Origin of the sequence: Billgrantia zhangzhouensis (genome assembly GCF_021404465.1) — a bacterium.
GTDB lineage: Bacteria > Pseudomonadota > Gammaproteobacteria > Pseudomonadales > Halomonadaceae > Halomonas > Halomonas zhangzhouensis.
In genome coordinates, this window is the sequence record NZ_JABFTT010000004.1 from 86,832 (window position 1) to 111,623 (window position 24,792).

Here is a 24,792-nt window from a genome sequence, read left to right on the forward strand (position 1 = left end):
TATGGATCGCATCGACGAATCGATGAGTGAAACGTTGGAAGAGATCGTGGCGGGCGAGCGGGCGTATCGTCATGAGGGTGAAATGACCTCGTTCACCGAGGCAAATGAAGAGGATCAGGAGCAGGTCGGCATCTCCGTGGTGGGAGCCGAGGGCAGCATTGCCCAGGCTGGTAGTGCCGAGCGGCGGTTTCCGCTGGAGAGCGTTTCCAAGGCACTCACGCTCGCTCTGGCGCTGGAGGATGTAGGCCCCGGGGTGTTGTTCGAGCGCGTAGGCATGGAGCCTTCGGGGGATCCCTACCACTCCATTGCCACCCTGGAAGAAGGTGAAGTAGGCGTTCCTTCAAACCCCATGATCAATGCCGGTGCCATCGTGGCGACCGCCATGATCCGCGCTCGCGATGGAGAGGAGCGGTTCGGCCGTTTGCTGGATTTCTTTCGCCTACTCTGCGGCAACCCCGAACTGGACTACAACCGCGAGATGTTCGAAGCCGAGGATAAGGATCTCAACCGAGCGCTGTTCTACTACATGCGCAATCACGACGTGGTGCAAGGCGGTGAAGAGGACCTGCTGGTGCCCTATCTCAAGCAGACCTCTATCGAGATGAATTGCCGGGAGTTGGCCCGGATCGCTGCGGTACTTGCCAATGGTGGTAAGGACCCCGAGAGTGGTGAGAGGCGGATCAGCGAAGAAACGGTGCGTATCGTGCTCACCCTGATGCTGACCACCGGCATGTATGACCAGTCGGGCAGGTACGCCGTGGAGGTGGGCGTACCGTCGAAGAGTGGTGTGTCCGGTGCCATCCTGGCCGTGGTTCCCGAGCGCATGGGCATTGGCGTGATTGGCCCGGCGCTGAACGACCATGGCAATAGCGTTGCCGGGCTACGTATGCTGAAGCAGTTTTCGCAACGTTGGCGTCTCGGCATGTTCAACTGAGGGATGTCTGGCTATCGCTTACGCTTGAGCTTGGTCAGGGGGCGGAGCAATACCGGCGAACAGTGCCGGGTCGTCGCTGATGGCGCTGTCGACGCCCCACGTCCAGCGGTTGGCGAAGGCCATTGGGTCGTTGGGCGTGTAGCACAGCAAGTGGTAGCCGGCCGCCTTGATCTCACGAGCGCGGCGGGCGGTGAGTCGGGTCCAGTCAGTATGAATGCTGTAGGCATTGAGCGCCTCGCAGCGTGAGCACCATTTTTCGGGCACGCTTTCGGTCAACACCCCAATGGGTAGCAGCGAGGCGTCGGCCAGGGTGCGCGCATGATTCAGGGCGGGCTGGTCGAAAGAGGAGAGAATCAGCCGTTCCGGCGGCAAGGCCCTGAGCAAGCGAGGCACGACCACCTCGGCCAGCTCGGTGCCACTGCGCCGGCTGGTGACCTTGAGTTCCATGTTGACGCTCATGTCCAGCTCCACCAGCAGCTCGAGCATGTCGCTCAGGGTGGCCATGCACTCACCGCGGAAACCGTCGCCGAACCAGCCGCCGACATCGAGCTTGCGCACCGCGGCGAGATCCAGCGTGGCCAGCCGGCCGTGACCGTCGGAACAGCGCATGAGCGTGGCGTCATGCCAGATCACCGGGGTGCCGTCGCCGAGTAGTTGAACGTCGAGCTCTACCCACTGAAAGCCGGCCTCATGGGCGGCTCTCACCGCAACGAGGGTGTTTTCCGGGGCGTGGGCGGAGAGACCGCGATGAGCGATCAAACGGGGCAAGGCGATATCGGGGTGCGTTGGCATGTCAGGGCTCCGCATGAAGGTCGTGGCAGGCTAAACGATGAGGATGACGGAATGGCGACTCGAGCGGGGATGACGCGCATGGAATCGACCGCGACTATGCTAGGCTTGCAGCCTTTGACGATGCAACGAGGCAAGGCATGAAGGTGATGACCCCTGAGTGTGACGAGCAACGCGATGCCTGGCTCGCACGCCTGTGCGCCGATATTTATGGAAGGAAAGCGGGGCTATCGCCGTTGGTCACGTTCACCGGTACGCGACAGTTGCTCTTCGCTCATGAGGCCGCACGTCTGTGGGCGCTGGTGGACGACCGGGGCAGGCCCGGGGCGCTGGCCCTATTGACGCTCGATGCGTCGGGTGCAGGCATGACCTTGTGGTTGCATGCTTCGCCTGGCGGTGACCGCGAGAGCCTGCGGCGGTTGATTCGCGAGCTGGCCCAGAAAGCCCCGCTTCGGGTCGACGCAGCGGATCAGGACGAAGAGGCATTCTTTCGCCGTTGCGGTATCGAGCGCTGGTTTGCGATCCCCGGCGGTCGGCGCGTTGGGCTCTCTTCTCACCATCCGGCTCGTGGCGTGAGTGAACTGGAGCCGGCACTGAGCTTCGATGACGATGCCGTGCTGCGTCGTTTCAAGCACGATCCGCACTTTTTCGAGCAGGAGAAGGGGCGCTTCGTCGAACGTTTGGCGGCGTTTCCCGGCTAAGCGCCGTCCGTGCAATGGGAGTAGGGCTTGACCGGGTGGAGCGGGAAGGGTTGGATGAAGCACACTCAGTTAGCGAACGAAGGAAAATGACATGGCCAAGCGAATCCAGTTTGCTCGTACCGGCGGTTCCGAGGTACTTGAACTTGTCGACGTGACGCCTGCCGATCCTGCCTCTGGCGAGGTTCGTGTCCGCAACGAGGCGATTGGCCTCAATTTCATCGACATCTATTTCCGTACCGGGCTTTATCCAGCCCCAGGGCTTCCGTCCGGGCTCGGCACCGAGGGCGCCGGGGTAGTCGACGCCGTGGGCGAGGGCGTTAGCCACCTCAAGGAGGGCGATCGGGTCGCCTATGCCCAGGGCCCGCTCGGTGCCTATGCCGAGTATCATGTGCTGCCGGCTGAGAAGGTGGTGGTACTGCCCGACAGCGTCGACGCGGAAACCGCCGCCGCCAGCATGCTCAAGGGCCTGACGGTGCAGTACCTGCTACGCCAGACCGCCCCGCTCGAGGGTGGCGAGACGATCCTGTGGCATGCCGCGGCCGGTGGAGTGGGCTCCATCGCCTGCCAGTGGGCCCGAGCGCTGGGCGTGAAGCTGATCGGCACCGTCAGTTCGGAGGAGAAGGCGAAACTGGCCAAGGCCAACGGCGCCTGGGAAACCATCGACTACACCCGTGAGAACGTGGTCGAGCGGGTGCGCGAACTCACCAATGGTGAGATGTGCGACGTGGTCTACGACTCGGTGGGCAAGGACACCTGGATCACTTCGCTGGATTGTCTCAAGCCGCGCTCGCTGATGGTCAGCTTCGGCAACGCTTCGGGGCCGGTCGAAGGGGTCAATCTTGGCATTCTCAACCAGAAGGGCTCGCTGTTCGTGACCCGCCCCAGCCTCAACGGTTATGCCGATAGCCGCGAGCGGCTCGAGATGATGTGTCGCGACCTGTTCGACATGCTGGGCAGCGGCAAGGTCAAGGTCGACATCGGCCAGCGCTTCGCCCTGGCCGATGCCGGCAAGGCCCAGGATGCGCTGGCCGGCCGCCAGACCACCGGCTCGACCATACTGCTGCCATAGGCCCGAACGAAGCTCGACTCATGCGACGCCCGTCTCTCCTCGAGGCGGGCGTTGTCGTTTTCGCTTGAGCCTCTTGGCGGTACGACTAGGCGTACTCCCGCGGAGACTCGATGCCGAGCTGCGGCAGGATGGCGTCGAGTTCAAACTGCGAGCGAGGCGTCAGGGAACCGCTGCGAGACTCCCCGAGTGAGGGCGAGGCCAGTTCGAAGCCATCGGCATGGGTGTCGAACTGGCTGATATCGCCATCGAACTTGTCGAGCGTGTTGTGCAGATTGTCGCGCAGAGCGGCGAGCATGACGGCTCCGTTCTCACTCTCGGGAATCGTGTTGATCCACTCCACGGTCTGCTCGGGCGAGAGTCCGTGAAGTTCGCCATAGCGCATCAGCAGAGGCACTACACTATGCCCATCGCCGCTCTGGTCGATCAGCAGTTGGGCGGCCTCTTCGCTGAAACCGGCGTGGGCGAGGAAGTCCGCCGTGGTCTGGGTTTCGAAGCGACTGTTGTGCTGCGCGGTCAGGTAAGCGTCACGACCGAACTGCACCAGGGTGGCCAGGGTGGCAATGCCGAAGCCGATTGGGCCTGCCAGTGTCGAGCTACCGAACACCGCATAGCCGACCCCGCCCGCCACCGCCGCGTTGAGACCGGCACCGACCACGTCGCCCTCGTTCAGGCGAGCCAGGGCATCGGCCCCGGCTAACGAGGCACCGAGCAAATGCACGAATTTGCCGCCCAGCTTGAGGCCAGGCGTGGCTCGGGAACCTTCGCCGCCGGTGAACAGAGCGTCGACCAATTGGGCGCCATCGACGCCGACCCGTGCTGTTTCGATCGATACTTGCAGGGCATTGCGCAGCGAAGGGTCGTCGCCGTAGGTCTCGATGGCATTGGCCAGCCCTGAGCCGACGATGGAGAGCGCGGAAGCACGGAAGGCGCGATTGTAGGGCGAGTTGCGGAAGATCTCGTTGGTCTTGTCCAGGGTATTGTTGAGGTTGCGCGCCACGTCGATCTGGTAGCGCTGCGGGTCGAAGTCATCGGTGAATTCAGGTACCAGTGCTGTGAAGGTGTCGGCGAGCTCATCGAGTTCGCCGGTCGTGGTGCCCAGCAGCTCGGCGAGCTGGGGATTGTCGCGCAGCGTCTCGTCCAGCCGCGCCTGGGCCTCCTCCAGCGACTGAGGGTCGCTGGGATCGATGTCGACCGCAGGCAGGATCACGTTCTCGCGCAGGTAGGCGCCGGCCAGACTCACCGCCAAGGGGTGGTCTTCGGTGATACCCAGTTCGTTGAAGGTCTCGATCAGGGCGCCGCCTGCTTCCCCCGACACCCGCTCGGGTTTCTCCTGGAGGGCAGTCGATACGGCCAACTGGGCATTGGCATCTTCGAGCAGGGCCTCGATACGCGATTGCTGATCGCCGTCCGCCTCGTCCGGTAGCCCCCGCAGCTGTTCTATCTGTTCCAGCAGCCCGGCACCGCTGTCGGCCAACTGCTCCTGCAGTGCCTCGAACTCCGTTTCCCAGTCGGGATTGGAAGCGATGTACTCGTCGATCGCCGCTGCGAGCTGCTCCTCGGTCATTGCCGCTCCGCCGTTGAGGATCAGGAAGCTCAATTCGTCGAGATGCTCGTGGTACTCGTCGGCCTGTCCACCGATGGTATGGTCGCGGAACTGTTCCACGGCGGTGAACAGTTCGTCACGGAAACTCTCCGCGCCTTCCAACGAGGCGATCGCCAGGGCCAGGCTGGGAATCGCTTCGCCGGAGGAGATCGCTTCGTGCATCTCGTTGCGCACCGTATTCATGTCCACCGGGAGGTGTTCGGCAATATGCTGCGCCGCCTGGTCCCCGGCTTCCGTTCCGGCGATACGATCGAGGATCTCCATCAGCAGGGCTGTGCCGTTCGGGCCCGCCATGGCTCCGCCATAAGCTTGTAGATCACCCTGGTTGGCCGCCTCGATCTCGTCGATCAGGGCTTCCACTACCTCGCTGGCGAGCTCAGGCTCCAGTCCTTCGGTCAGGGTGTCGAGGCGTTCGATCATCTCGAGTGTGCGCCGCTCGGGGGTGTCCGTTCCCTGCAATTCACCAGTGAGAGGTTCGGCGGCCCAAGCGGCGGCCTCATCGATGATCGCCTGGGCGTCGCTGGATCGGTCTAGAGCGTTCTGTACCCGCCCGGGAGCCTCGGCCCGTCCTGCCTCAAAGGTACGCAGTGCGCTGGCCGGATCATCCTCGGCGCGGGCAGCGTCGACGATCCCAGCTCCTGCTTCGGCGGCGATCTCCCTGGTATCGCTGGAACGGCCCAGGGCGGCCTGGACCGCCGGCGATGCCTCCTCGTACCTCTCTTCAAGGGTCTCCAGTGCCGCCTGAGGGTCACTCTGCTCACGGGCCTCGTCAATGATCTCGCGTGCCGCCGCTTCTGCTTCCGGGCCGGTGTGACTGCTCGGCTGAAGCGCCAATCCGCTGTTCTCCGCGGCCTGTTCGATGGCCATCTGAGCGGGGCCGGCATCCACCCAGTTGTGATCGTAGAGACGCTGCAGGGCAGCCAGTCGTTCATCAGCCGGCAGTGCCGCGAGGTAGCGCTCGATGTCCTGGGAGATGACATCGATCTCGGTGTCGTAATTGACCGCGGCCGGGTCATCGGCATATTCGAGATCGTTGCCTCGCTCGCGCAGGCCGTCGATGAAATCGTCTTCGCCTGTGGGAACGCCTTCGGCGTTGCGTGGCGACTGGGCCGCCTCCTCGGGGGAGGTATGCGGAACGAACACGACGTCGCCCGGATCGATTTCTCCCGGGGCGGGCATGTCGTCACGTTCGTTCAGGGCGAGAAAATCGTCGTAATCGACGTGGAGCTTTTCGGCGATCTCCCACAGGCTGTCGCCTTCCTCGACGACGAAAACCCGCTCCGTTGCGCTGTCGAGTTCGCCCGTGCCGCCTGCTGACGCGCGGGCGTTGAGGGCTTCTTCGACGGCTTGTTCGAAGCGCTGGCGCTCACCTTCAGTCATGGCCTTGGATACCACGCCGCCAGCCTGATAGCGGCGCAGTGAGTCGATATCGATCCGGTATGACATGCTCCACTCCTTCCTCCGTGAAGGTATCACCATAGGGAGGAGCGAAGGCAGGTTGTCTGAAGTTTTGTTGAATCTTTTGTGGCACTTCTCATGGGCGACCGTCCGAGGTCACAGGGAGGCGCCGAGCTCGGCGATCATCGTCTCGCGGTGCTTGAGCGCCGCCAGCCCAGCGCTACCCAAGGCGCTGGCCACTTCACTCAGCAGCCCTTGGGCGAGCAGCATGAAGGCACACATGCTGTTGCTGTAGAACAGGCTATGATTGGGCACCGGGAAGCTGTGCCGCGCGACCCGGGCCAGGGGAGAGCTCTCCGAGTCGGTCAGGGCGATGACCTCGACCCCGTGGCGGGCCGCGACCTCGGCCGTGGCCAGCACGCTTGGGGTGTAGGGGAAGCAACTTGCCACCACTAGCACGTCGCCGGGGTCGAGCTGGGCCAGGGCATCGGCGACGCCTTGCCGGCCCGCATCGAGAGGGGCGACGTCGGGGCGCAGCATTCCCAGGCCATAGGCCATGAACAGCGCCAGGGAATGGAACTGGCGCATGCCGTGGACGCGCACCCGATGGGCCGTCGCCAGCAGCGTCACTGTTTGCTCGAAGGCCGCGGGGTCGATCCGCTCCAGCAGACTGGCCATGTTGGCACTCTCCTGTCGACCCAACCGGCTCAGCCGGGCCAGCTCCTGCGTGTCGCCGCTCGCCTCGAGGAGGCGGGAGGCCTGGTCACTGTAGAAGCTCTGGCCTTCGGTGACTTCTCGGCGGAAGACATCCTGCAACTGGCTGAATCCCCCATAGCCCAGGCGCTGGGCCAGGCGCGAGAGCGTCGAGGCATTGACGCCCAGCCGGTCCGCCAGCTCGCTGATGGAGGAGACGGCGGCCTGCTGCGGTGCCTCCACGAGTAGGGCGAGTACGTGCCGGGAGCGTTTGCCCAGCCGAATGCCGGCCTCGCCGGCCTCGATGGCCTTGAGCCGTTGCCTGAGGCCGCTCAGCGTCTTCGGGGGTGTCGTGAGGGTGTCCTTCATTGCGTTGCTTCACTTCTCTCGGGGCGTCGGGACAGCATTGTAGCTTCCTTGCCTTGCTGAAGACGCCGGGTGGGGATTGTTTGCAAATTTTATTGCAAAATAGAATAAAGCAGGTATGTTTTGCGTATTGTCAATCCGGAGGATCCCATGAGCCACGTCTTCCATCGCAGCCTGACGCAGGATTACCCGACGGCCATCAAGGGCGAAGGCCCTTACCTGATCGACGATCAAGGGCGGCGTTACCTGGATGCCTGCGGCGGAGCCGCGGTCTCCTGCCTGGGGCATAGCGATACCGCTGTCACCGAGGCCATCCGCGAGCAGGTGGGCAAGGTGGCCTACGCCCACACCGCGTTCTTCACCACCGAGCCGATGGAAGCCCTGGCCGACTTCCTGGTCGAGCGCGCACCTGCAGGGCTCGAGTCGGTCTACTTCGTCTCGGGCGGCTCCGAGGCGATGGAGGCGGCTCTGAAGCTGGCACGTCAGTACTTTATCGAGATTGGTCAGCCGCGGCGCAGGCACTTGATCGCGCGTCGCCAGAGCTACCACGGCAACACCCTGGGCGCGCTCGCCACCGGCGGCAACGCATGGCGCCGCCAGCAGTTCGAGCCGCTGCTGATCGACGTGAGCCATGTCAGCCCCTGCTATGCCTACCGTGGCTTGCAGGAGGGCGAGACTCCCGAGGCCTATGCGGTACGCCTGGCCGACGAGTTAGAGGCCGAGATCCTGCACCTCGGAGCGGAGAACGTGATGGCCTTCGTGGCCGAGCCGGTGGTGGGGGCCACCATGGGTGCGGTGCCCGCGGTGCCGGGGTACTTCAAGCGGGTGCGCGAGGTATGCGACCGCCATGGCATCCTGCTGATCCTCGACGAGGTGATGTGCGGCATGGGGCGCACCGGCACCCTGTTCGCTGCCGAGCAGGAGGGCATCACCGCCGACCTGATCACCATCGCCAAGGGGCTCGGGGCCGGCTATCAGCCGATTGGCGCCACCCTGGTCAGCAGGCGTATCCGCGATGCCATCGCCAGTGGCTCGGGCTTCTTCCAGCACGGCCATACCTATATCGGCCATGCGACGGCCTGTGCCGCGGCCTTGGCGGTGCAGACCACCATCCAGCAGCGCGACCTGCTGCCCCGGGTGTGTGAGCTGGGCGAGGGGCTGCAGCGGCGCCTCACCGAGCGCTTCGGCGAACATCCCCATATCGGAGACATTCGTGGCCGGGGGCTCTTCCAGGGTTTGGAGCTGGTGGCGGATCGGGCCACCAAGACGGCATTCGATCCCGAACGCAAGGTGAACGCACGGGTCAAGCAGGCTGCCATGCAGGCGGGGCTGATGTGCTACCCGATGGGGGGTACCATCGACGGTCGCCTGGGCGATCACATCCTGCTGGCGCCGCCCTTCATCCTTGAAGAGAGCCATCTGGACGAGATCGTCGACAAGCTCGATATTGCCCTGCGCAGTGCGCTGGGTAGCCGATAAGGAGACGCACATGGCCATCGAATCCCGCCTGACCCCACTTGACGAGACACGCCTGGACGCCGAGCAGCGCCGCGTGCTGGAGGAGATCCTCAGCGGCCCACGTGGCAACCTGGACGGCCCCTTCCTGGCCTGGATTCATAGCCCGGGCCTGGCCGATCACGCCCAGCGGCTGGGCGCCTTCTGCCGCTACGGCACGCGGCTGGAGCTGCGCCTGACCGAATTGGCAATCCTGGTCACTGCCGCCTGGTGGCGCTCCCAGGCCGAGTGGCAGATCCACGAGCCCATCGCCCGCGAGGCGGGGATCGCCGATGAGGTGATCGAGGCGCTGCGCATGGGCGAGGAACCGGTCTTCGAACGGGAGGATGAGCATCTGATCTATCGCCTGGGCAGCACGCTCTATGCCACCCGACGAGTCGACGAGGCGCTCTATGCCGAGGCCGTTGAAGCCTTCGGCGAGCCCGCCGTGGTCGAACTGGTAGGGGTATTTGGCTATTACGCCTTGGTGGCCATGACCCTGAACGTTTTCGCGGTGCGCCGCGATACGGATGCTCCCCTGCCGTTCAGCGAGCCGTAAGGTCGGCGACAAGCAACCGAGGAAGAAAGTCGAATAGCTCTTGCCCCGCTCTGTAGCGACCCGGCTTCGGCCGGGTTTTTTGCACCGGTATGAGGGACCCTAAGAAAAGCTGGATTTTTTCGCGTATGGCTGTTGTGCTGAAAGCTCGCCGACAGAGGGAGTGGGAAATGGCCGACCATACGCTGGTTTTCATCGTGTTGGGCCTGACGCTGGCCGCCTTCGTCTGGGGGCGCTTTCGTTACGATCTGGTGGCGCTCTCCGCGCTGCTGGCTTGCGTGATCCTGGGGCTGGTGCCGGGCCAGGAGGCCTTTTACGGGTTCGGTCATCCGGCGGTGATCACCGTGGCCGCCGTGCTGGTGCTCAGCCGCGGCTTCGAACGCTCCGGCGTGGTGGATGTCATCGCCGAGCAGGTGCTCAAGGTGGGCGACCGCCTGTTCCTGCAACTGGTGGCGCTCACTGCCACGGTGGTTGTGCTGTCCGGTTTCATGAACAACGTCGGTGCCCTGGCGCTGCTCTTGCCGGTGGCCATGCGCCTGGCGCGTGAGCACAATACCTCGCCTTCTCTATTGCTGATGCCGCTTGCCTTCGGCTCGCTGCTCGGCGGTCTCATGACGCTGATCGGTACTCCGCCCAACATCATCATTGCTAGCTATCGCGGCAGCGTGACCGGCGAGACCTTCGGCATGTTCTCGTTCTTCCCCGTGGGGGCCAGCGTGGCCCTGGCGGGGCTCGCGTTCATCGTGTTGCTGGGTTGGCGGCTGGTCCCGCAGCGGGCCAGCAATGCGTCCACCGAGGGCATGTTCGATATCAGTCACTACCTGGTCGAAGTCCGGGTAGATGAGGAGGCCAAGGCGCTCGGTTGGACCCTGCGCGAACTCCAGCGTGAACTCGAGGAGACGCTTCCGGTTCTTGCGGTCTTGCGCGGTGAGCAGCGCTATGCCGGGCATGCCTTCCTCGGCGCGCTAAAAGAGGGGGATGTCCTGCTGGTAGAGGCGGGGCCGGAAGAGATGAAACTGCTCGAGGACAAGGCCGGCCTGCGGGTGGGGATCGATCCGCAGGAGGAGACTATCGAGGAAGAGCGTGTCGAGGCGGAGGAGGGCGGGCAGATGCAGCGAGACGGTAGCCTGCCGGATGCCGAGAGTGGCCAGGAGGAAAAGAAGGAAAAGAAGGAAAAGAAGCACGGAGCATCCGACGGCCTGGATACCGAGGGGCTGGAGCTGGTCGAGGCGGTGGTGCGCAACGACTCGGTCATGGTCAACCGTACCGTGACGCAACTACGGCTGCACAACCAGTACGGCATGCATCTGGTCGCAGTGGCTCGGGACGGCAGCCGTCTGCGCCAGCGCCTGCGCGATATCCGTTTTCGGCCCGGCGACGTAGTGTTGCTGCAGGGCGGCGAAAGCAATCTGAGCGATAGTCTGGCAACGCTGGGCTGCTTGCCCCTGGCCAGGCGTAACTTCACCCTGGGGCAGCCGCGCATGCTGCTGGTATCGATCGGTATCTTTGCACTGGCCATCGTCGCCATGCTGCTGGACATTCTGCCCAATGCCGTCGCGCTTGCCTTGGCGGCCCTGGTCACGCTGCTGGTCGGCGTATTGCCGCTGCGAGACGGTTATCAGGCCATCGACGGTCCGGTGATCGTGCTGCTGGCGGCGATGATTCCCGTGGGCACGGCGCTCGAGACCAGCGGTGGTGCGGCGCTCATAGCAGAGAGTCTGTTGGATTTGGGGGGCACCTGGCCCACCGTGTTGATCCTGGTACTGCTGTTCGTTACCACCATGATGCTCTCTGACGTGATCAACAATGCGGCGGCGGCAGTACTGATGGCGCCGATAGCCGTCAGCCTGGCCAGCGGTTTCGAGGCTTCCATCGATCCCTTCCTGATGACCGTGGCCATCAGTGCCTCCTGTGCTTTCCTCACGCCTATCGGACACCAATCCAACACCCTGGTCATGGGGCCGGGAGGGTATCGCTTCGGTGACTACTGGCGCATGGGGTTGCCCTTGGAGCTGATAGTCATGGTGGTGGCGATACCGATGATCCTACTGGTATGGCCCTTGTAGGAGAGGAAACGAAAAACCCCGGCGCTGGGGCCAGGGTTGGGTAGGGAACTGATCTTATGCCGCGTTGTGGCGCAGGATGTTGGCCTTGTCGGTGGCGAACTCGTCATACTCGAAGTCGTCCACCGTGAGTAGCTCGAGCACCTCGGCTTCGAAGCGGCGCATGAACTCGGCGTCCTCCTCGCTTACCAGGCCCTTCTCCCGCGCCGCCTCCAGGCGAGCCTCGGGATGCAGCGCCTGCCGCGGCAGTTCGTCCTTGGCGTAGGCCTTGTTGACCGTGCGGTAGAGCGCTTCGGCGCGGTCGTAGTCGGCCAGCAGGGCATTGTAGTGGGCCAGCGGATTGTCCTTGGCGCCGTCGTTCTGCTGCCAGGCCGCCGCGAGGAGCTTGGCGCGCAGCGCGGTGTCGCGCGACACGGACTGAGCGATCTCCCGGGTCAGGTGGTCGGCGGGGCGTTTCCAGCGCCGTCCCAACGGCATCGTCACCGCGCGCAGCACGCCGGCCAGCGCGCGGTTGGGCAGGTTGTCGAACAGCTCGTCGAAGGCCTGCTCGGCGCGCTGCAGCAGGTGGATGCAGCTGTAGTGGAGCAGGGCGGCCTCGCCTTCCACCTTGTCACCCTCCTGCCAGTGCTTGAGCACCATCGAGGCGAGATAGAGATTGGAGAGCACGTCGCCCAGGCGTGCCGAGATCATCTCGCGCTGCTTGAGCGTGGCCCCGAGGCTGGCCATGGCGGCATCGGCACACAGGCTGAAGCCGGCCGAGAGGCGGGCCATGTCGCGGGCGTAGGGCGCGGCGACTTCATCGAAGGGCACGCTCGGTTTGCCGATGCCGAGCCCCATGGTGAAGGAGCGGGCAGCGTTGCCGAAGACCAGGGCTGCGTGGCCGAAGAAGGCACGGTCGAAGGCCTTGAGATCGTTGCTGTCCGAGGCGGCCAGCTCCTCGAGCACGAACGGATGGCAGCGGATGGCGCCCTGGCCGAAGATCATCAGGTTGCGGGTCATGATGTTGGCACCCTCGACCGTGATCGATACCGGGTTGGCGCTGTAGCCGATGCCCAGATAGTTGCGTGGGCCCAGGGTGACCGCCTTGCCGCCGTGGATGTCCATGGCATCGGAGAGCCCGAGGCGCTGGAACTCGGTGAGCTGGCTCTTGAGGATCGCCGAGGGGACGGAAGGCTTCTCACCGCGGTCGATGGTGTTGGCGGTCTGGTAGACTGCCGCCTGGGCGATGTAGCCCAACGAGGCCAGGCGTGCCAGTGGCTCCTGTACGCCCTCCATCTCAGCGACGGGTACGTTGAACTGGCGGCGAATGCGGGCGAAGCCGCCGGTCCAGCCCAGGGCGTAGCGCATGGTGCCGCTGGCACCGGAGGGCAGGGTGATGCAGCGGCCGATGGAAAGACACTCCACCAGCATGCGCCAGCCCTGACCGATCATCTCGGTGCCGCCGATGATGGTGTCCAGCGGGACGAAGACATCCTTGCCCTTGATCGGACCGTTGAGGAACGGGCTGCCGATGGGGTGGTGGCGGCGGCCGATTTCCATGCCAGCGGTATTGCGCGGCACCAGTGCGAGGGTGATGCCACGATCCTCCTCCTCGCCCAGCAGGTGGTCGGGGTCGAACAGGCGAAAAGCCAAGCCCACCACGGTAGCGATAGGCGCCAGGGTGATCCAGCGCTTCTCGAAGTTGAGTCGCAGGCCCAACACCTCTTCACCGTCGATCACTTGCTTGCACATGATGCCTGTATCGGGAAGCGAGGTGGCATCGCTGCCGGCGCGGGGGCCGGTCAGGCCGAAGCAGGGAATCTCGCGGCCGTCAGCCAAGCGCGGCAGATAGTGATCCTTTTGCGCCTGGGTACCGTACTTGAGCAGCAGTTCGCCCGGGCCGAGGGAGTTGGGCACTCCCACCGTGACCATCAACGTCTCGCTGATCGAGAGCTTCTGCAGCACCAGCGACTGCGCCTTGGCCGAGAACCCGAGGCCGCCGTACTCCTTGGGGATGATCATGCCGAAGAAGCCTTCCTTCTTCAGGTATTGCCACAGCTCCTCCGGCAGGTCGGCACGCTCCTTGGCGATCTCCCAGGCGTTGCACATGCCGGCGGCCACCGAGCACTGGCGCTCGAGAAAGCTGCGCTCCTCCTCGGTCAGGCCGTCGTCGCGGTAGCTCATCAGCTTGTCCCACTGTGGACGACCCGAAAACAGCTCGCCATCCCAGGCTACGGTTCCGGCTTCCAGCGCAATACGCTCCGTATCCGAGACCTTGGGCGAGACACGCTTGAACATGGCGAACAGGCGCGGCGTGAGCCACTGGATACGCAGCGCCGGCAGGCCGGCCACGGCGACCGCTGCCGCGCCGAGCAGCAGCAGTACGCCAAGTACGGGGGAGACCAGCAGACTCACCAGGCCAAGGCCTCCGAGCATGACCAGGATCGGCATGGCGCCGGCCTCGCGCCGCATTAACACCAGCAGGCCAGCGACAGTGAGGATGAGGAGTATCAGGGTGAGCATGTGTTCGGCGCTCCCTTGGTTCATGTTTAGAACGGTTGTTTGAATGTGTCAGCCTAGCCGATCTCCTCGACGCTGGCCAGCCCTGAGGCGCAGACGAAATGACAACGCCCTGCTCGGTGGCAGGGCGCTGGGTGGGAGGAAAAGTGATTCGCTCGCGCAGGTAGTTGTACCGTATTTCCTAGGTTAGGCGGCGCTGTGGCTCGCGCCTCGCCGGACTGTCACCGGCCACGTAGTAGGGCGCATCCGAGGGTGGCAACGGCTCGCGGCCACGGATGCGGTCGGCGATCTTCTCGGCCAGCATGATGGTCGGTGCGTTGAGGTTGCCGGTAGGGATCACCGGGAACAAGGAGGCATCCACCACACGCAGCCCCTCCAGGCCGTGCACGCGGCCCTGGCCGTCGACCACGGCGTCGTCGCCTTCCCCCATACGGCAGCTGCCGCAGGGGTGGTAGGCGGTCTCCGCGTGCTCGCGCACGAAGGTATCCAGTTCCTCGTCGCTCTGCACGTCCGGCCCTGGCGATATCTCACGGCCGCGATACGGATCCATGGCGGGTTGGGCGATGATCTCACGGGTCAGGCGAATGGCATCGCGGAACTCCTGCCAATCCTTCTCCTTGGCCATGTAGTTGAACAGGATGCTGGGAGCGGCCTTGGGGTCGCGCGAGGTGAGGCGAATGCGCCCGCGGCTCTCGGAGCGCATCGAGCCCACGTGGGCCTGGAAGCCGTGCGCCTGTACCGCGCTCTTGCCGTTGTAGCTGATGGCGATGGGCAGGAAGTGATACTGCAGGTTGGGCCAGGGCTCCTCGTCGTGGGTACGAATGAAGGCGCACGACTCGAACTGGTTGCTGGCGCCGATACCGCTGCCAAGGAACAGCCACTCGGCGCCGATCTTCGGCTGGTTGAACCACTTGAGTGCAGGATAGAGCGTGATCGGCTGCTTGCATTCGTACTGGATGTACATCTCCAGGTGGTCCTGCAGGTTCTCACCGACACCGGGCAGGTCGTGAACGACGGGAACGTCGAACTCGCGCAGGTGCTCCGGATTGCCGACCCCCGAGCGCAGCAGGATCTGCGGCGAGGCGATGGCCCCGGCGCACAGCAGCACCTCACGGCGGGCGCGAACCTGCTGCGTCTGGCCGCGGCGCAGGTAGCGCACGCCTACGGCGCGCTTGCCCTCGAACTCGATCACGTCCGTTGTGGCGTGGGTCTCGATGGTGAGGTTGTCGCGCCCCTTGGCCTGATCGAGATAACCGCGCGCGGTGGAGGAGCGGCGGCCCTTGGGGGTGACGAAACGGTCCATGGGGCCGAAGCCTTCCTGCTGGTAACCGTTGACGTCCTCGGTCTCGGGATAGCCTGCCTGCACGCCGGCATCGACGAAGGCGCGGTAGAGTTCGTTGTTGCCCTCCTTGGGCGTGGTCACGCTGACCGGGCCGTCGCCTCCGTGGTAGGCGTTGGGCCCGATGTCACGGCACTCGGCTTTCCTGAAGTAGGGCAGGCAATCGACGTAGCGCCAGTCCTCAAGGCCGGCCATGCTGGCCCAGTTGTCGTAGTCAAGCGCGTTGCCGCGGATATAGCACATGCCGTTGATCAGCGAGGAGCCGCCAAGTCCCTTGCCGCGGCCGCACTCCATGCGGCGGCCGTTCATGTACGGCTCCGGGTCGGTCTCGAAGGCCCAATTGTAGCGCTTGCCTTGCAGTGGATAGGCTAAGGCGGCAGGCATCTGGGTGCGAAAATCGAAGCGGTAGTCGGGGCCGCCCGCCTCGAGCAAAAGCACGCTGACGTCCGCGTCCTCGGTGAGGCGGGTGGCCAGCACGTTGCCGGCGGAACCGGCACCGATAATGACGTAGTCGAATTCACGAATCTGGGACATAACATCTCTCACTGATAACGCGACGGAAGCGGGCCCGCTCCTGTGCGCAAGGAGTATCGGCCCAAGGCAGGAGCGGCTGGCGGTAGCGAGGGGCGCCGGGGACAAGCCGAAGAGGAGGTCCTACGCCATGGATGGCGTAGGTAGCGCCCAGGGATGGGTTCACAGCGCCTCATCGACGGTCCGGCGCCCCGGGGCTTGTCGACGGATCAGCCCCGAGCGATCCCCTATGTTCTCCTGCCTCCTAGAACACAGACTCGAAGGGTCCCATCTCCACCTGCACCGACTTGGTCTGGGTGTAGTGGGCCAAGGTCTCGATGCCGTTCTCACGGCCGACACCGGACTGCTTGTAGCCCCCCACCGGCATCTCCGCCGGCGACTCGCCCCAGGTGTTGATCCAGCAGATGCCGGCTTCCAGGCGATGGATGGTGCGATGTGCCCGGGCGAGGCTCTCGGTGAATACCCCAGCGGCAAGGCCGTAATGGGTGTCGTTGGCGCGGCGGATCAGCTCCTCCTCCTCATCGAAGGCGAGGATCGACATCACCGGACCGAAGATCTCCTCACGTACGATGCGCATGTCGTCGGTGCAATCGGTGAACACTGTGGCCGGGGCCCAGGCGCCGCGGGCGAAGTCGCCTTCGGCCAAGGGCTCGCCGCCGATCAGCACGCGGGCACCGTCCTGCTTGCCGTACTCGATGTAGCCAAGCACCTTGGCCTGATGTTCGAAGCTGACCAGCGGGCCGAAGTTGACGCTGGGGTCGAGCGGGTCGCCAGCACGGATGCGCGCCACGCGCTCCGCGATCTTCTCCTCGAAGGCCTGCTTCACCGAGCGTTCGACGAAGACCCGTGTGCCATTGGTGCAGATCTGACCGCTGGAATAGAAATTGGCCATCATCGCCGCGTCGGCGGCGCGCTCGAGGTCGGCATCGGCGAACACGATCAGCGGCGACTTGCCGCCCAGTTCCATGGTCACGTCCTTGAGCGTCGAGCCGCCGGCTGCTGCCATTACCTTCTTGCCGGTGCCTACCTCGCCGGTGAACGACACCTTGGCGATGTCTTCATGTTCGGTCAGCATCTGGCCGACGCGGCCGTCGCCATGCACGACGTTGAACACGCCGTCGGGCAGTCCGGCTTCGGTGAATATCTCGGCCAGTTTCATGGCGGTCAGCGGAGTGACTTCGCTGGGCTTGAACACCACGGCGTTGCCCGCGGCCAGCGCCGGGGCCGCCTTCCAGCAGGCGATCTGGATCGGATAGTTCCAGGCTCCGATGGCGGCGATCACGCCGAGCGGCTCGCGGCGGGTGTAGACGAACGACGACTCGCGCAGCGGAATCTGGGCGCCCTCGATGGCTGGAGCCAAGCCAGCGTAGTACTCGAGCACGTCGGCGCCGGTGACGATGTCTACCGCAGCGGTTTCGCTGATCGGCTTGCCGGTATTGCGCGTTTCGAGCTCGGCGAGTTCGTCATTTCTCTCTCTCAAGAGCGCGACGGCACGGTTGAGGATGCGGGCGCGCTGCATGCCGGTCAGGGCGGCCCAGCGGTGTTGGCCCCTCCGTGCCGCAGCGATGGCACGATCGATATCAGCCTGGCTGGCCTGCTCGACCTTGGACAGCAGGCTGCCATCGTAAGGGTTGATGACGTCGAAAGTTTCGCCGGAGGTCGCCGGCTCCCGACGGCCCGCGATGAAGAGGGGCTCGGTGTTGTACGCTGTCATGCTGTCTCCTTTGTGGACGCAAGGGAGGTGTCGTAACCGGTCAGTAACTGATCGAGATAGGCGTGCGCCAAGCGTCGGGCGCGTTCAGTATCCAGCCCCTCGGGACTCAGGGTGCCACGCAGCCACAGGCCGTCGATCATGGCGGCAAGGCCGCGAGCGGCATCGCGTGCCGCTGCGTGCGGCATCAGGCGGCGAAACTGGCAGCACAGATTGGAATAGAGCCGCTGGTCGTTGACATGCTGGAGTCGCTGGAGCCGCGGCTTGTGCATGCTGCTGGCCCAGAAGGCGAGCCAGGTCTTGGCTGCTGGGCTGGAGATCTGGCTACGGTCGAAGTTGCCATCGATAATGGCGCCTAGATGGTCGCGAGGAGAGCCATCTTTCAACCGGCTGCGCCGGGCCGCTACGGCCTGGCCCAGGTCGGTGAGGATCTGGCGCATGGTGGCCTCGAGCAGGCCGTCCTTGCCACCGAAGTAGTGACTGATGATGCCCGCCGATACGCCGGCATGCCGGGCGATTCTCAGTACGGTAGCATCCGCCAGACCGACCTCGTCGATGGCAGCCATGGTGGCTTTGATGAGCTGGCTACGCCTGATCGGCTCCATACCTGTCTTTGGCACCGCTGACTCCTGTGAATGCAATGACCCCCACGATGGCTCATCAGTATGCTAATTTTTTATTGAACGTTCAATCAATAAAAGAAGGGCGACTGCCGGCTTGCTTGCATGTCAGGTATCGTGCATAATCCTGCCGCGTTGAAGGGTCCTTGTGCCCTCGAAAAGGCTACGTAGCTCAGCTGGTTAGAGCACATCACTCATAATGATGGGGTCCCCTGTTCGAATCAGGGCGTAGCCACCAGGTTCTCCCATGACGCCCGCGCAGCTACCGTTGCGCGGGCGTCATGGGTTTTGAGGGCGGTGCCAGGCTAGTAGAATCCGCCCTTGACCTTATGTGAGCGATCCGTATACTACGCACCGTGTTCAGGGCCATTCCCGGATAGCTCAGTCGGTAGAGCAAGTGACTGTTAATCACTGGGTCGCAGGTTCGAGTCCTGCTCCGGGAGCCAAGAACACACGCTGATCCTGACGCTCGTCATTCCTCGATAGCTCAGTTGGTAGAGCAAGTGACTGTTAATCACTGGGTCGCAGGTTCGAGTCCTGCTCGAGGAGCCATCAGCTCAAGCTCGAAAAGAGCCATCAGCTCGGCTTCAAAGAAAGCCATCGGCTCTTTGCAGAAGCATTGCACCATTCCCGGATAGCTCAGTCGGTAGAGCAAGTGACTGTTAATCACTGGGTCGCAGGTTCGAGTCCTGCTCCGGGAGCCAGCTTTCGTTTCCCTCCCCATTTTGATTCTTGCCTGGTATCGAGTGCTGTCGTCTCACCCTGCATCACTTGCGTTGAGTATAAGTGAAGCCTTTATCAGAGGCTCGACTCGGCACAAACGCTAGCGGGTAAGCCGGATACGGGCCCGCATGGGGCGATGCGCCAAGGGCGCCCGGTCATCGCAGTCGGGCGCCCTTGGCGGAAGGGCAGGGGATCGAGGTGCGTCGCGATCAGGATCGGCCGGCCAGGCGCCGCTGGGTCAGCTCGGCATAATCGGCAAGGATCGATGCAGCCTCGACGACTTGGACGCGGTCCACGGGTTCGTCCTCTTCACCTTCTTCTTCACCGCGGGCATCGATCAACTCGTCCAGCGGCTCCAGGTCCAGGGCCTCGCGGCGGCGGTTTTCGAGAGCCAACTGTTCCGCATCGCGGGCTTCCACTTCGCGCTGGCGCTGCTCACGGTCGAGACTGACGCTGGTGTGCTCCTCGCGCATGCGGCGTGCGAGTTCCACGCGCTCCTTGAGATAGACGAAGTTGGGGTGGGAGTCGGCCCGCTCGCGATGTCGTGAGCGCAGCGTCTCGAGATACTCCCACGGCTCGCCGTAGTGGCGATACTGGACCGCCTGGACGGTATCCCACTCCAGTGCGTTGTCCAGGCTGCTCTCGCCGATCCGGTCCGGGTCGATCATGTCGGGGAACAGGATGTCGGGTTCGACGCCGCGATGCTGGGTACTTTCACCCGAGATGCGGTAGAACTTGGCTCGGGTCAGCTTGATCTGGCCGTGGCTGAGATCGTTCAGAGTCTGTACGGTGCCCTTGCCGAAGGTGGCGCTGCCCAGCACCAGACCGCGACCGTAATCCTGGATCGCACCGGCGAAGATCTCCGAGGCCGAGGCCGACAGGCGATTGACCAGCACGGCCAGCGGACCGTCGTAGAGGGTACCGGTCTCGGTGTCGCCGTAGAGGCTGATGCGGCCGCGGGCGTCGCGTACCTGCACGGTGGGGCCACGGTCGATGAACAGGCCGAGCAGAGAGTTGGCCTCTTGCAGAGCGCCACCGCCGTTGTTGCGCAGGTCGAGCATGATGCCGTCGATACCCTCTGCCTTGAGTCGCTCGACTTCGCGTGCAACATCGCGGGTGGTGCTGCGAAACTCCTCGGCGCCGGACTGCCAGGCATCGAAGTCGACGTAGAAGGTGGGGATGGTGATCACGCCAATGCGCTTGATGTCGTCGTCACGCTCTACTTCGACGATCTCACTCTTGGCCGCTTGTTCTTCGAGGTCCACGGTGTCACGGGTGATCTCAATGGTGTGCGAGCGTGTCATGTCCACGGCTTCCGCAGGCACTACCTCGAGGCGTACCACGGTGCCCTTGGGACCGCGGATCAGGTCGACCACTTCGTCCAGGCGCATGCCGACGACGTTGACGACTTCCCCTTCATCTTCCTGCCCGACGCCGACGATGCGATCGGCGGGCTCGAGCACACCGGCGCGATCCGCCGGACCGCCGGGCACCAGGCTGGTCACCTTCACGTATTCGCCGTCGGATTGCAGCATGGCACCGATGCCTTCCAGTGACAGCCGCATCTGGATATCGAAGGATTCGCCCTGGCGCGGGGAGAGGTATTCGGTATGCGGGTCGATACTGCTGGTCACGGCCGCCATGAACAGACCGAACACGTCTTCTCCATTGGTCTGGCGGAGCCGCGAGAGTTGGCCTTCGTAGCGCTGGCGCAGATTGTTCGCTACCTGCTCCTCGTCCTGGCCGCTGATGTCCAGGGTCAGGGCTGCGTTCTTCAGACGCTTGCGCCACAGGTCGTCGAGTTCCGCCTCGCTGGTGGCCCAGTCGGCGTCGCGGCGGTCGAGATCGAGCCTCATATCGGTTTCGTAGGTGAAGTTCAGCCCTTGATCGAGGGCGGAGAGCAGCCATTCGAAGCGGCTTTCGGCACGCTCGTGATAGCGCTGGTAGAGCTGGTAGACGGAAGTCAGGTCACCCTCGAACAGTATGTCGTCGATGCGCCCCTCGAGATGGCGAAATTCCTCGATGTCGCTCTCCAGCAGGAAGGCGCGCTGGCCGTCGAGGATGTCGAGGTAGCGCTCGAAGGCCAGTCGCGACCAGGCGTCATCGAGAGCGGTGTCGGCGTAGTGGCCGTAGCGTAACGATTCGGCCACCTCTACCGCGGCCTGCCGTTGGGCATCGCCGGGCTGGATCTGGGCAAGCGCCAGTTGAGCGCACGACAACAGCAGCACCAGCGTCATGATCGCTGTGTGCCGAATAACGACTAACTGGCTCATCAATGAAGCACCCCTGGTTTCGTGTACACTTCCTTCCCTAGACAAGCGTATGGCGTGTGAGTTGCCAAGCAGAAACCGCATTGTAGCAGCTCTCGCGCTAACCACGACCCCTGATGAGGATCCACATGTCTCGGGAAGCCCGTCTCGAGCGACTGCTCGATTTTCTGCATCGTTCCCCTACGCCCTGGCATGCCGTGGCGGTAATGGCCGACCGGCTCGAGGCTGCCGGCTTTCGTCGCCTCGACGAGCGCCAGCCTTGGCAGCTTTCTCCCGGCGAGCGGGTCTTTGCCACGCGTAACGACTCATCCATCGTGGCGCTGCAGCTGCCTCGGCAGGGACTTGAGTCGCTGCGCATGATTGGTGCCCATACCGATAGCCCTGGCTTGAGGTTGAAGCCCAATGCGGCCCAGAGTTCGGCGGGCTGGCTGCAGCTCGGCGTCGAACTCTATGGCGGCGTGCTGCTGGCCCCCTGGTACGATCGCGACCTGGGGCTGGCCGGGCGAGTCCACGTGCGACATGCCGACGGTCGTATCGAAGGCGTGCTGTTGTGCGTGGACCGGCCGGTCGCCATCATCCCCAGTCTGGCCATCCACCTCGATCGTGAGGTCAACGCCGGCCGGGCGATCAACGCCCAGACCCAGATGCCGCCGGTTTTCCTGCAGGGCGGAGAAAAAGCCGACCTGCAACGCCTGCTGCTCGAGTGGCTGGAGGCGCAGCATGGCATCACCGGAGCCGAGATCCTCGATTTCGAGCTGGCACTCTACGATGTGCAGCCGCCGGCACTGGTGGGCGTCGAGCGCGAGCTGATAGCGAGCGCCCGCCTGGACAACCTGCTTTCCTGCTTCATCGGCCTGGAAGCGTTGCTGGAGAGCGACGGCAGTCAGGGCGTGGTGCTGGTGGCCAACGATCATGAAGAAGTCGGCAGTGCCAGCGCTTGCGGTGCCCAGGGGCCGTTCCTCGGCGACGTCTTGCGTCGTGTGAATGCGCAGCTCGGCGAACCGGGCGAGGAGGGCTTCATTCGCCTGATCCAGGCCTCGCGAATGATTTCCTGCGATAACGCTCACGCCCTTCACCCCAATTTCACCGACAAGCATGACGCCGCCCATGGGCCAGCGCTCAATGGTGGTCCGGTGATCAAGGTCAACGCCAACCAGCGCTATGCCACCAACAGCGCTACGTCGGCGCTGTTTCGCGATCTCTGTCGCGAAGCCGGCGTGCCGGTGCAGACTTTCGTCACCCGTGCCGACATGGGCTGCGGCAGCACCATTGGTCCGATTACCGCCACCGAGCTCGGTGTGCCGACGCTGGATGTGGGGGTGCCGCAGTGGGCCATGCACTCGATTCGCGAGACGGCGGGCAGCCATGATGTCGAGCATCTGACCCGGGCGCTGATCGCCTTTGCCAACCGCTCCCAGTTGGTTTGAGTCGTCACCACGAAAAACCCGGCGCCCATGAGGCGCCGGGTTTTTTTCGATTCTGGTGGCTACGCCCTGACTCGAACAGGGGACCCCATCATTATGAGTGATGTGCTCTAACCAACTGAGCTACGTAGCCAATCGACGGAGGCGAAGTTTACGGATTCGCCCCCATCAGGTCAAGCTTGAAGGCTACACATTGAAGCGGAAGTGGATCACGTCCCCATCCTTGACCACGTACTCCTTGCCCTCGAGGCGCCACTTGCCGGCATCCTTGGCGCCCTGTTCCCCGCCCAGGGAGACGTAGTCGTCGTAGGCGATGACCTCGGCGCGGATGAAGCCCTTCTGGAAGTCGGTGTGGATCACCCCGGCGGCCTCGGGAGCGGTGGCACCCACCTTGACCGTCCAGGCGCGCACTTCCTTCACCCCGGCGGTGAAGTAGGTCTGCAGGCCCAGCAGCTTGTAACCGGCGCGGATCACCCGGTCGAGCCCGGGCTCTTCCATGCCCATCTCGCCGAGGAACATGGCGCGCTCGTCGTCGTCGAGTTCGGCGATCTCGGCTTCGAGCTGGTTGCACACCGGCACCACCACGGCGCCTTCCTCGGCGGCAATCTCGTTGACGATATCGAGGTAGGGGTTGTTCTCGAAGCCGTCCTCGTTGACGTTGGCGATGTACATGGTCGGCTTGAGCGTGAGGAAACCGAAGCTCTTGACCTGGCGCTTCTCGTCGTCGTCGAGGCCGAAGCTCCGCAGCGGCTGGCCCTCGGCCAGGTGCGGCTGGACGCGTTCCAGGATCGCCTTGGTGGCGATGGCGTCCTTGTCACCGCCCTTGGCTACGCGCACCAGGCGCTGGATGGCTCGCTCGACGGTGTCGAGGTCGGCCAGCGCCAGTTCCAGATTGATGGTTTCGATATCGGCGCGGGGGTCGACCTGGTTGGCCACGTGGATGACGTTGTCGTTGTCGAAACAGCGCACCACGTGGGCGATGGCCTGGGTCTCGCGGATGTTGGCCAGGAACTGGTTGCCGAGCCCTTCGCCCTTGGAGGCGCCCGCCACCAGGCCGGCAATGTCGACGAACTCCATGGTGGTGGGAAGCACCTTCTGCGGCTTCACGATCCCGGCCAGCTTGTCGAGGCGCGGGTCGGGCATCGGCACGATACCGACGTTGGGCTCAATGGTGCAGAAAGGGAAATTCTCGGCATCGATGCCGGACTTGGTCAGGGCGTTGAAGAGGGTCGATTTGCCCACGTTGGGCAGGCCGACGATACCGCAGTTGAAACCCATGATGTTGTCCTGAGTGAGATGGCGGATGGCGTTCGCAGCGGGCTCTATTCTAGATCAGCCGGGGAGCCGGATCAGCCCGAGAAGCTGTGCAGTCGGCTCATGGCTCGCGCCCATTCGCCCGATACGGCAAGCGGAAGCGTGGCCAGGCACTCGTTGAGTGCGGCGCCGATGGCTTCGAGTTCCGCCTTGCCGGGGCGACCGAGCACGTAATTCGTGACCTGATGCGAGTTACCGGGGTGGCCGATGCCGATGCGCAGGCGATTGAAGCCCTTCTCGCCCAGCGCGCTAATGATGTCGCGCAGGCCGTTGTGGCCGCCGTGGCCACCGCCCTGCTTGTAGCGGGCCGAACCAGGGGGAATGTCCAGCTCGTCGTGAGCCACCAGCAGCTCATCCGGGGCGATCTTGTAGAACTGGCACAGGGCCGCCACCGCGGCACCGCTGCGATTCATGAAGGTAGTGGGTTCGAGTAGATGCAGTTCCTGGCCGTCGAGCCGCACCTTGGCATACAGGCCGAGGAACTTCTTCTCGGGGCGCAGCTCGGTGCCGGCCTGGCGGGCCAGGATTTCCACCAGCCAGGCGCCGGCGTTGTGGCGTGTGGCGGCGTACCCGTCACCGGGATTGCCCAGCCCGATGATCGCCTTGATCTGGGGCATGCGGGGTCTCCAAACGAAAACAAGCGCCGCAGCGCTTGATGGGACCGGGAAGGGGCCGCCCGCTTGGGCGACCCCTGC

The 24,792-nt window shown here is 64.1% G+C and carries 17 protein-coding genes and 5 tRNA genes; 11 read left to right on the forward strand and 11 right to left on the reverse strand.

All coding sequences use genetic code 11. From position 1 onward, the window contains the following. Position 1: 1 nt before the first annotated feature. Positions 2-934 carry a glutaminase A gene (gene glsA, locus HOP51_RS05870; RefSeq protein ID WP_234273026.1) on the forward strand — a complete coding sequence of 311 codons (933 nt, stop codon included), beginning with the start codon at positions 2-4 and terminating at the stop codon, positions 932-934. An 18-nt stretch (positions 935-952) separates the two neighbouring features. On the opposite strand, the gene HOP51_RS05875 is transcribed toward glsA, so the two are convergent. After that, positions 953-1,726 (reverse strand): glycerophosphoryl diester phosphodiesterase, encoded by a 774-nt coding sequence (locus tag HOP51_RS05875; RefSeq protein ID WP_234273027.1) that lies wholly within the window; start codon positions 1,724-1,726, stop codon positions 953-955. Between the two features lie 137 nt (positions 1,727-1,863). Between HOP51_RS05875 and HOP51_RS05880 the strand changes: the two genes are divergently transcribed. Both HOP51_RS05880 and HOP51_RS05885 read left to right on the forward strand, forming a co-directional pair. Beyond that, positions 1,864-2,424, forward strand: coding sequence for a hypothetical protein (locus HOP51_RS05880; RefSeq protein ID WP_234273028.1), 561 nt, complete (start codon positions 1,864-1,866; stop codon positions 2,422-2,424). Positions 2,425-2,515: 91 nt separating this feature from the next. After that, positions 2,516-3,493 (forward strand): NADPH:quinone reductase, encoded by a 978-nt coding sequence (locus tag HOP51_RS05885; protein WP_234273029.1) that lies wholly within the window; start codon positions 2,516-2,518, stop codon positions 3,491-3,493. An 85-nt stretch (positions 3,494-3,578) separates the two neighbouring features. Here the strand turns inward: HOP51_RS05885 and HOP51_RS05890 are convergent, their stop codons facing one another. Together HOP51_RS05890 and HOP51_RS05895 are read right to left on the reverse strand one after the other, a co-directional pair. Next, positions 3,579-6,542 carry a LysM peptidoglycan-binding domain-containing protein gene (locus HOP51_RS05890; protein WP_234273030.1) on the reverse strand — a complete coding sequence of 988 codons (2,964 nt, stop codon included), beginning with the start codon at positions 6,540-6,542 and terminating at the stop codon, positions 3,579-3,581. Positions 6,543-6,650: 108 nt separating this feature from the next. After that, positions 6,651-7,556, reverse strand: a complete 906-nt coding sequence (locus HOP51_RS05895) for a MurR/RpiR family transcriptional regulator (protein WP_234273031.1) — start codon at positions 7,554-7,556, stop codon at positions 6,651-6,653. Between the two features lie 147 nt (positions 7,557-7,703). Between HOP51_RS05895 and HOP51_RS05900 the strand changes: the two genes are divergently transcribed. The 3 genes from HOP51_RS05900 (at position 7,704) to HOP51_RS05910 (ending at position 11,669) form a co-directional block, all read left to right on the forward strand. Then, positions 7,704-9,032, forward strand: a complete 1,329-nt coding sequence (locus tag HOP51_RS05900) for an aspartate aminotransferase family protein (RefSeq protein ID WP_234273032.1) — start codon at positions 7,704-7,706, stop codon at positions 9,030-9,032. A 10-nt stretch (positions 9,033-9,042) separates the two neighbouring features. Further along, positions 9,043-9,606 (forward strand): carboxymuconolactone decarboxylase family protein, encoded by a 564-nt coding sequence (locus tag HOP51_RS05905; RefSeq protein ID WP_234273033.1) that lies wholly within the window; start codon positions 9,043-9,045, stop codon positions 9,604-9,606. A gap of 167 nt (positions 9,607-9,773) precedes the next feature. Next, positions 9,774-11,669, forward strand: a complete 1,896-nt coding sequence (locus HOP51_RS05910) for an SLC13 family permease (protein ID WP_234273034.1) — start codon at positions 9,774-9,776, stop codon at positions 11,667-11,669. Between the two features lie 54 nt (positions 11,670-11,723). On the opposite strand, the gene HOP51_RS05915 is transcribed toward HOP51_RS05910, so the two are convergent. The 4 genes from HOP51_RS05915 to betI all read right to left on the reverse strand — a co-directional run bounded on the left by HOP51_RS05915 (position 11,724) and on the right by betI (position 18,366). Further along, positions 11,724-14,168 carry an acyl-CoA dehydrogenase gene (locus HOP51_RS05915; protein WP_234273035.1) on the reverse strand — a complete coding sequence of 815 codons (2,445 nt, stop codon included), beginning with the start codon at positions 14,166-14,168 and terminating at the stop codon, positions 11,724-11,726. A 178-nt stretch (positions 14,169-14,346) separates the two neighbouring features. After that, positions 14,347-16,038, reverse strand: a complete 1,692-nt coding sequence (gene betA / locus HOP51_RS05920) for a choline dehydrogenase (RefSeq protein ID WP_234273036.1) — start codon at positions 16,036-16,038, stop codon at positions 14,347-14,349. 241 nt (positions 16,039-16,279) lie between these two features. Next, entirely contained in the window at positions 16,280-17,749 is a 1,470-nt protein-coding gene (gene betB / locus HOP51_RS05925) for a betaine-aldehyde dehydrogenase (protein WP_234273037.1), read from the reverse strand. Further along, positions 17,746-18,366, reverse strand: a complete 621-nt coding sequence (gene betI, locus HOP51_RS05930) for a transcriptional regulator BetI (protein WP_234273038.1) — start codon at positions 18,364-18,366, stop codon at positions 17,746-17,748. Before betI ends, betB begins: the two co-directional genes overlap by 4 nt. A 161-nt stretch (positions 18,367-18,527) precedes the next feature. Between betI and HOP51_RS05935 the strand changes: the two genes are divergently transcribed. The 4 genes from HOP51_RS05935 to HOP51_RS05950 all read left to right on the forward strand — a co-directional run bounded on the left by HOP51_RS05935 (position 18,528) and on the right by HOP51_RS05950 (position 19,070). Then, positions 18,528-18,604 (forward strand) — tRNA-Met (locus tag HOP51_RS05935). A gap of 132 nt (positions 18,605-18,736) precedes the next feature. After that, a tRNA-Asn gene (locus HOP51_RS05940) sits at positions 18,737-18,812 on the forward strand. Between the two features lie 30 nt (positions 18,813-18,842). Beyond that, a tRNA-Asn gene (locus HOP51_RS05945) sits at positions 18,843-18,918 on the forward strand. A 76-nt stretch (positions 18,919-18,994) separates the two neighbouring features. Beyond that, positions 18,995-19,070 (forward strand) — tRNA-Asn (locus HOP51_RS05950). Positions 19,071-19,298: 228 nt separating this feature from the next. On the opposite strand, the gene HOP51_RS05955 is transcribed toward HOP51_RS05950, so the two are convergent. Then, on the reverse strand, positions 19,299-21,362 hold the full coding sequence (locus HOP51_RS05955; RefSeq protein WP_234273039.1) for a carboxy terminal-processing peptidase: 2,064 nt from the start codon (positions 21,360-21,362) through the stop codon (positions 19,299-19,301). 125 nt (positions 21,363-21,487) lie between these two features. Between HOP51_RS05955 and HOP51_RS05960 the strand changes: the two genes are divergently transcribed. Beyond that, positions 21,488-22,786 carry a M18 family aminopeptidase gene (locus HOP51_RS05960; protein ID WP_234273040.1) on the forward strand — a complete coding sequence of 433 codons (1,299 nt, stop codon included), beginning with the start codon at positions 21,488-21,490 and terminating at the stop codon, positions 22,784-22,786. Between the two features lie 53 nt (positions 22,787-22,839). Here HOP51_RS05960 and HOP51_RS05965 read toward each other — a convergent pair. The 3 genes from HOP51_RS05965 to pth form a co-directional block, all read right to left on the reverse strand. Next, positions 22,840-22,916 (reverse strand) — tRNA-Met (locus HOP51_RS05965). A 53-nt stretch (positions 22,917-22,969) separates the two neighbouring features. Further along, on the reverse strand, positions 22,970-24,061 hold the full coding sequence (gene ychF, locus HOP51_RS05970; RefSeq protein WP_234273041.1) for a redox-regulated ATPase YchF: 1,092 nt from the start codon (positions 24,059-24,061) through the stop codon (positions 22,970-22,972). Between the two features lie 71 nt (positions 24,062-24,132). After that, positions 24,133-24,714, reverse strand: coding sequence for an aminoacyl-tRNA hydrolase (pth, locus tag HOP51_RS05975; RefSeq protein WP_234273042.1), 582 nt, complete (start codon positions 24,712-24,714; stop codon positions 24,133-24,135). Between the last annotated feature and the right edge of the window lie 78 nt (positions 24,715-24,792).

What these genes read in the sequence shown, in the direction of transcription:
- HOP51_RS05880 (WP_234273028.1), top strand. Translation starts at nt 1,864, where the DNA reads ATGAAGGTGATGACCCCTGAGTGTGACGAGCAACGCGATGCCTGGCTC.
- betB (WP_234273037.1), bottom strand. Translation starts at nt 17,749, where the DNA reads ATGACAGCGTACAACACCGAGCCCCTCTTCATCGCGGGCCGTCGGGAG.
- HOP51_RS05910 (WP_234273034.1), top strand. Translation starts at nt 9,774, where the DNA reads ATGGCCGACCATACGCTGGTTTTCATCGTGTTGGGCCTGACGCTGGCC.
- HOP51_RS05915 (WP_234273035.1), bottom strand. Translation starts at nt 14,168, where the DNA reads ATGCTCACCCTGATACTCCTCATCCTCACTGTCGCTGGCCTGCTGGTG.
- HOP51_RS05900 (WP_234273032.1), top strand. Translation starts at nt 7,704, where the DNA reads ATGAGCCACGTCTTCCATCGCAGCCTGACGCAGGATTACCCGACGGCC.
- glsA (WP_234273026.1), top strand. Translation starts at nt 2, where the DNA reads ATGGATCGCATCGACGAATCGATGAGTGAAACGTTGGAAGAGATCGTG.
- HOP51_RS05895 (WP_234273031.1), bottom strand. Translation starts at nt 7,556, where the DNA reads ATGAAGGACACCCTCACGACACCCCCGAAGACGCTGAGCGGCCTCAGG.
- betA (WP_234273036.1), bottom strand. Translation starts at nt 16,038, where the DNA reads ATGTCCCAGATTCGTGAATTCGACTACGTCATTATCGGTGCCGGTTCC.
- HOP51_RS05875 (WP_234273027.1), bottom strand. Translation starts at nt 1,726, where the DNA reads ATGCCAACGCACCCCGATATCGCCTTGCCCCGTTTGATCGCTCATCGC.
- ychF (WP_234273041.1), bottom strand. Translation starts at nt 24,061, where the DNA reads ATGGGTTTCAACTGCGGTATCGTCGGCCTGCCCAACGTGGGCAAATCG.
- HOP51_RS05905 (WP_234273033.1), top strand. Translation starts at nt 9,043, where the DNA reads ATGGCCATCGAATCCCGCCTGACCCCACTTGACGAGACACGCCTGGAC.
- HOP51_RS05960 (WP_234273040.1), top strand. Translation starts at nt 21,488, where the DNA reads ATGTCTCGGGAAGCCCGTCTCGAGCGACTGCTCGATTTTCTGCATCGT.
- HOP51_RS05890 (WP_234273030.1), bottom strand. Translation starts at nt 6,542, where the DNA reads ATGTCATACCGGATCGATATCGACTCACTGCGCCGCTATCAGGCTGGC.
- HOP51_RS05885 (WP_234273029.1), top strand. Translation starts at nt 2,516, where the DNA reads ATGGCCAAGCGAATCCAGTTTGCTCGTACCGGCGGTTCCGAGGTACTT.
- HOP51_RS05955 (WP_234273039.1), bottom strand. Translation starts at nt 21,362, where the DNA reads ATGAGCCAGTTAGTCGTTATTCGGCACACAGCGATCATGACGCTGGTG.
- pth (WP_234273042.1), bottom strand. Translation starts at nt 24,714, where the DNA reads ATGCCCCAGATCAAGGCGATCATCGGGCTGGGCAATCCCGGTGACGGG.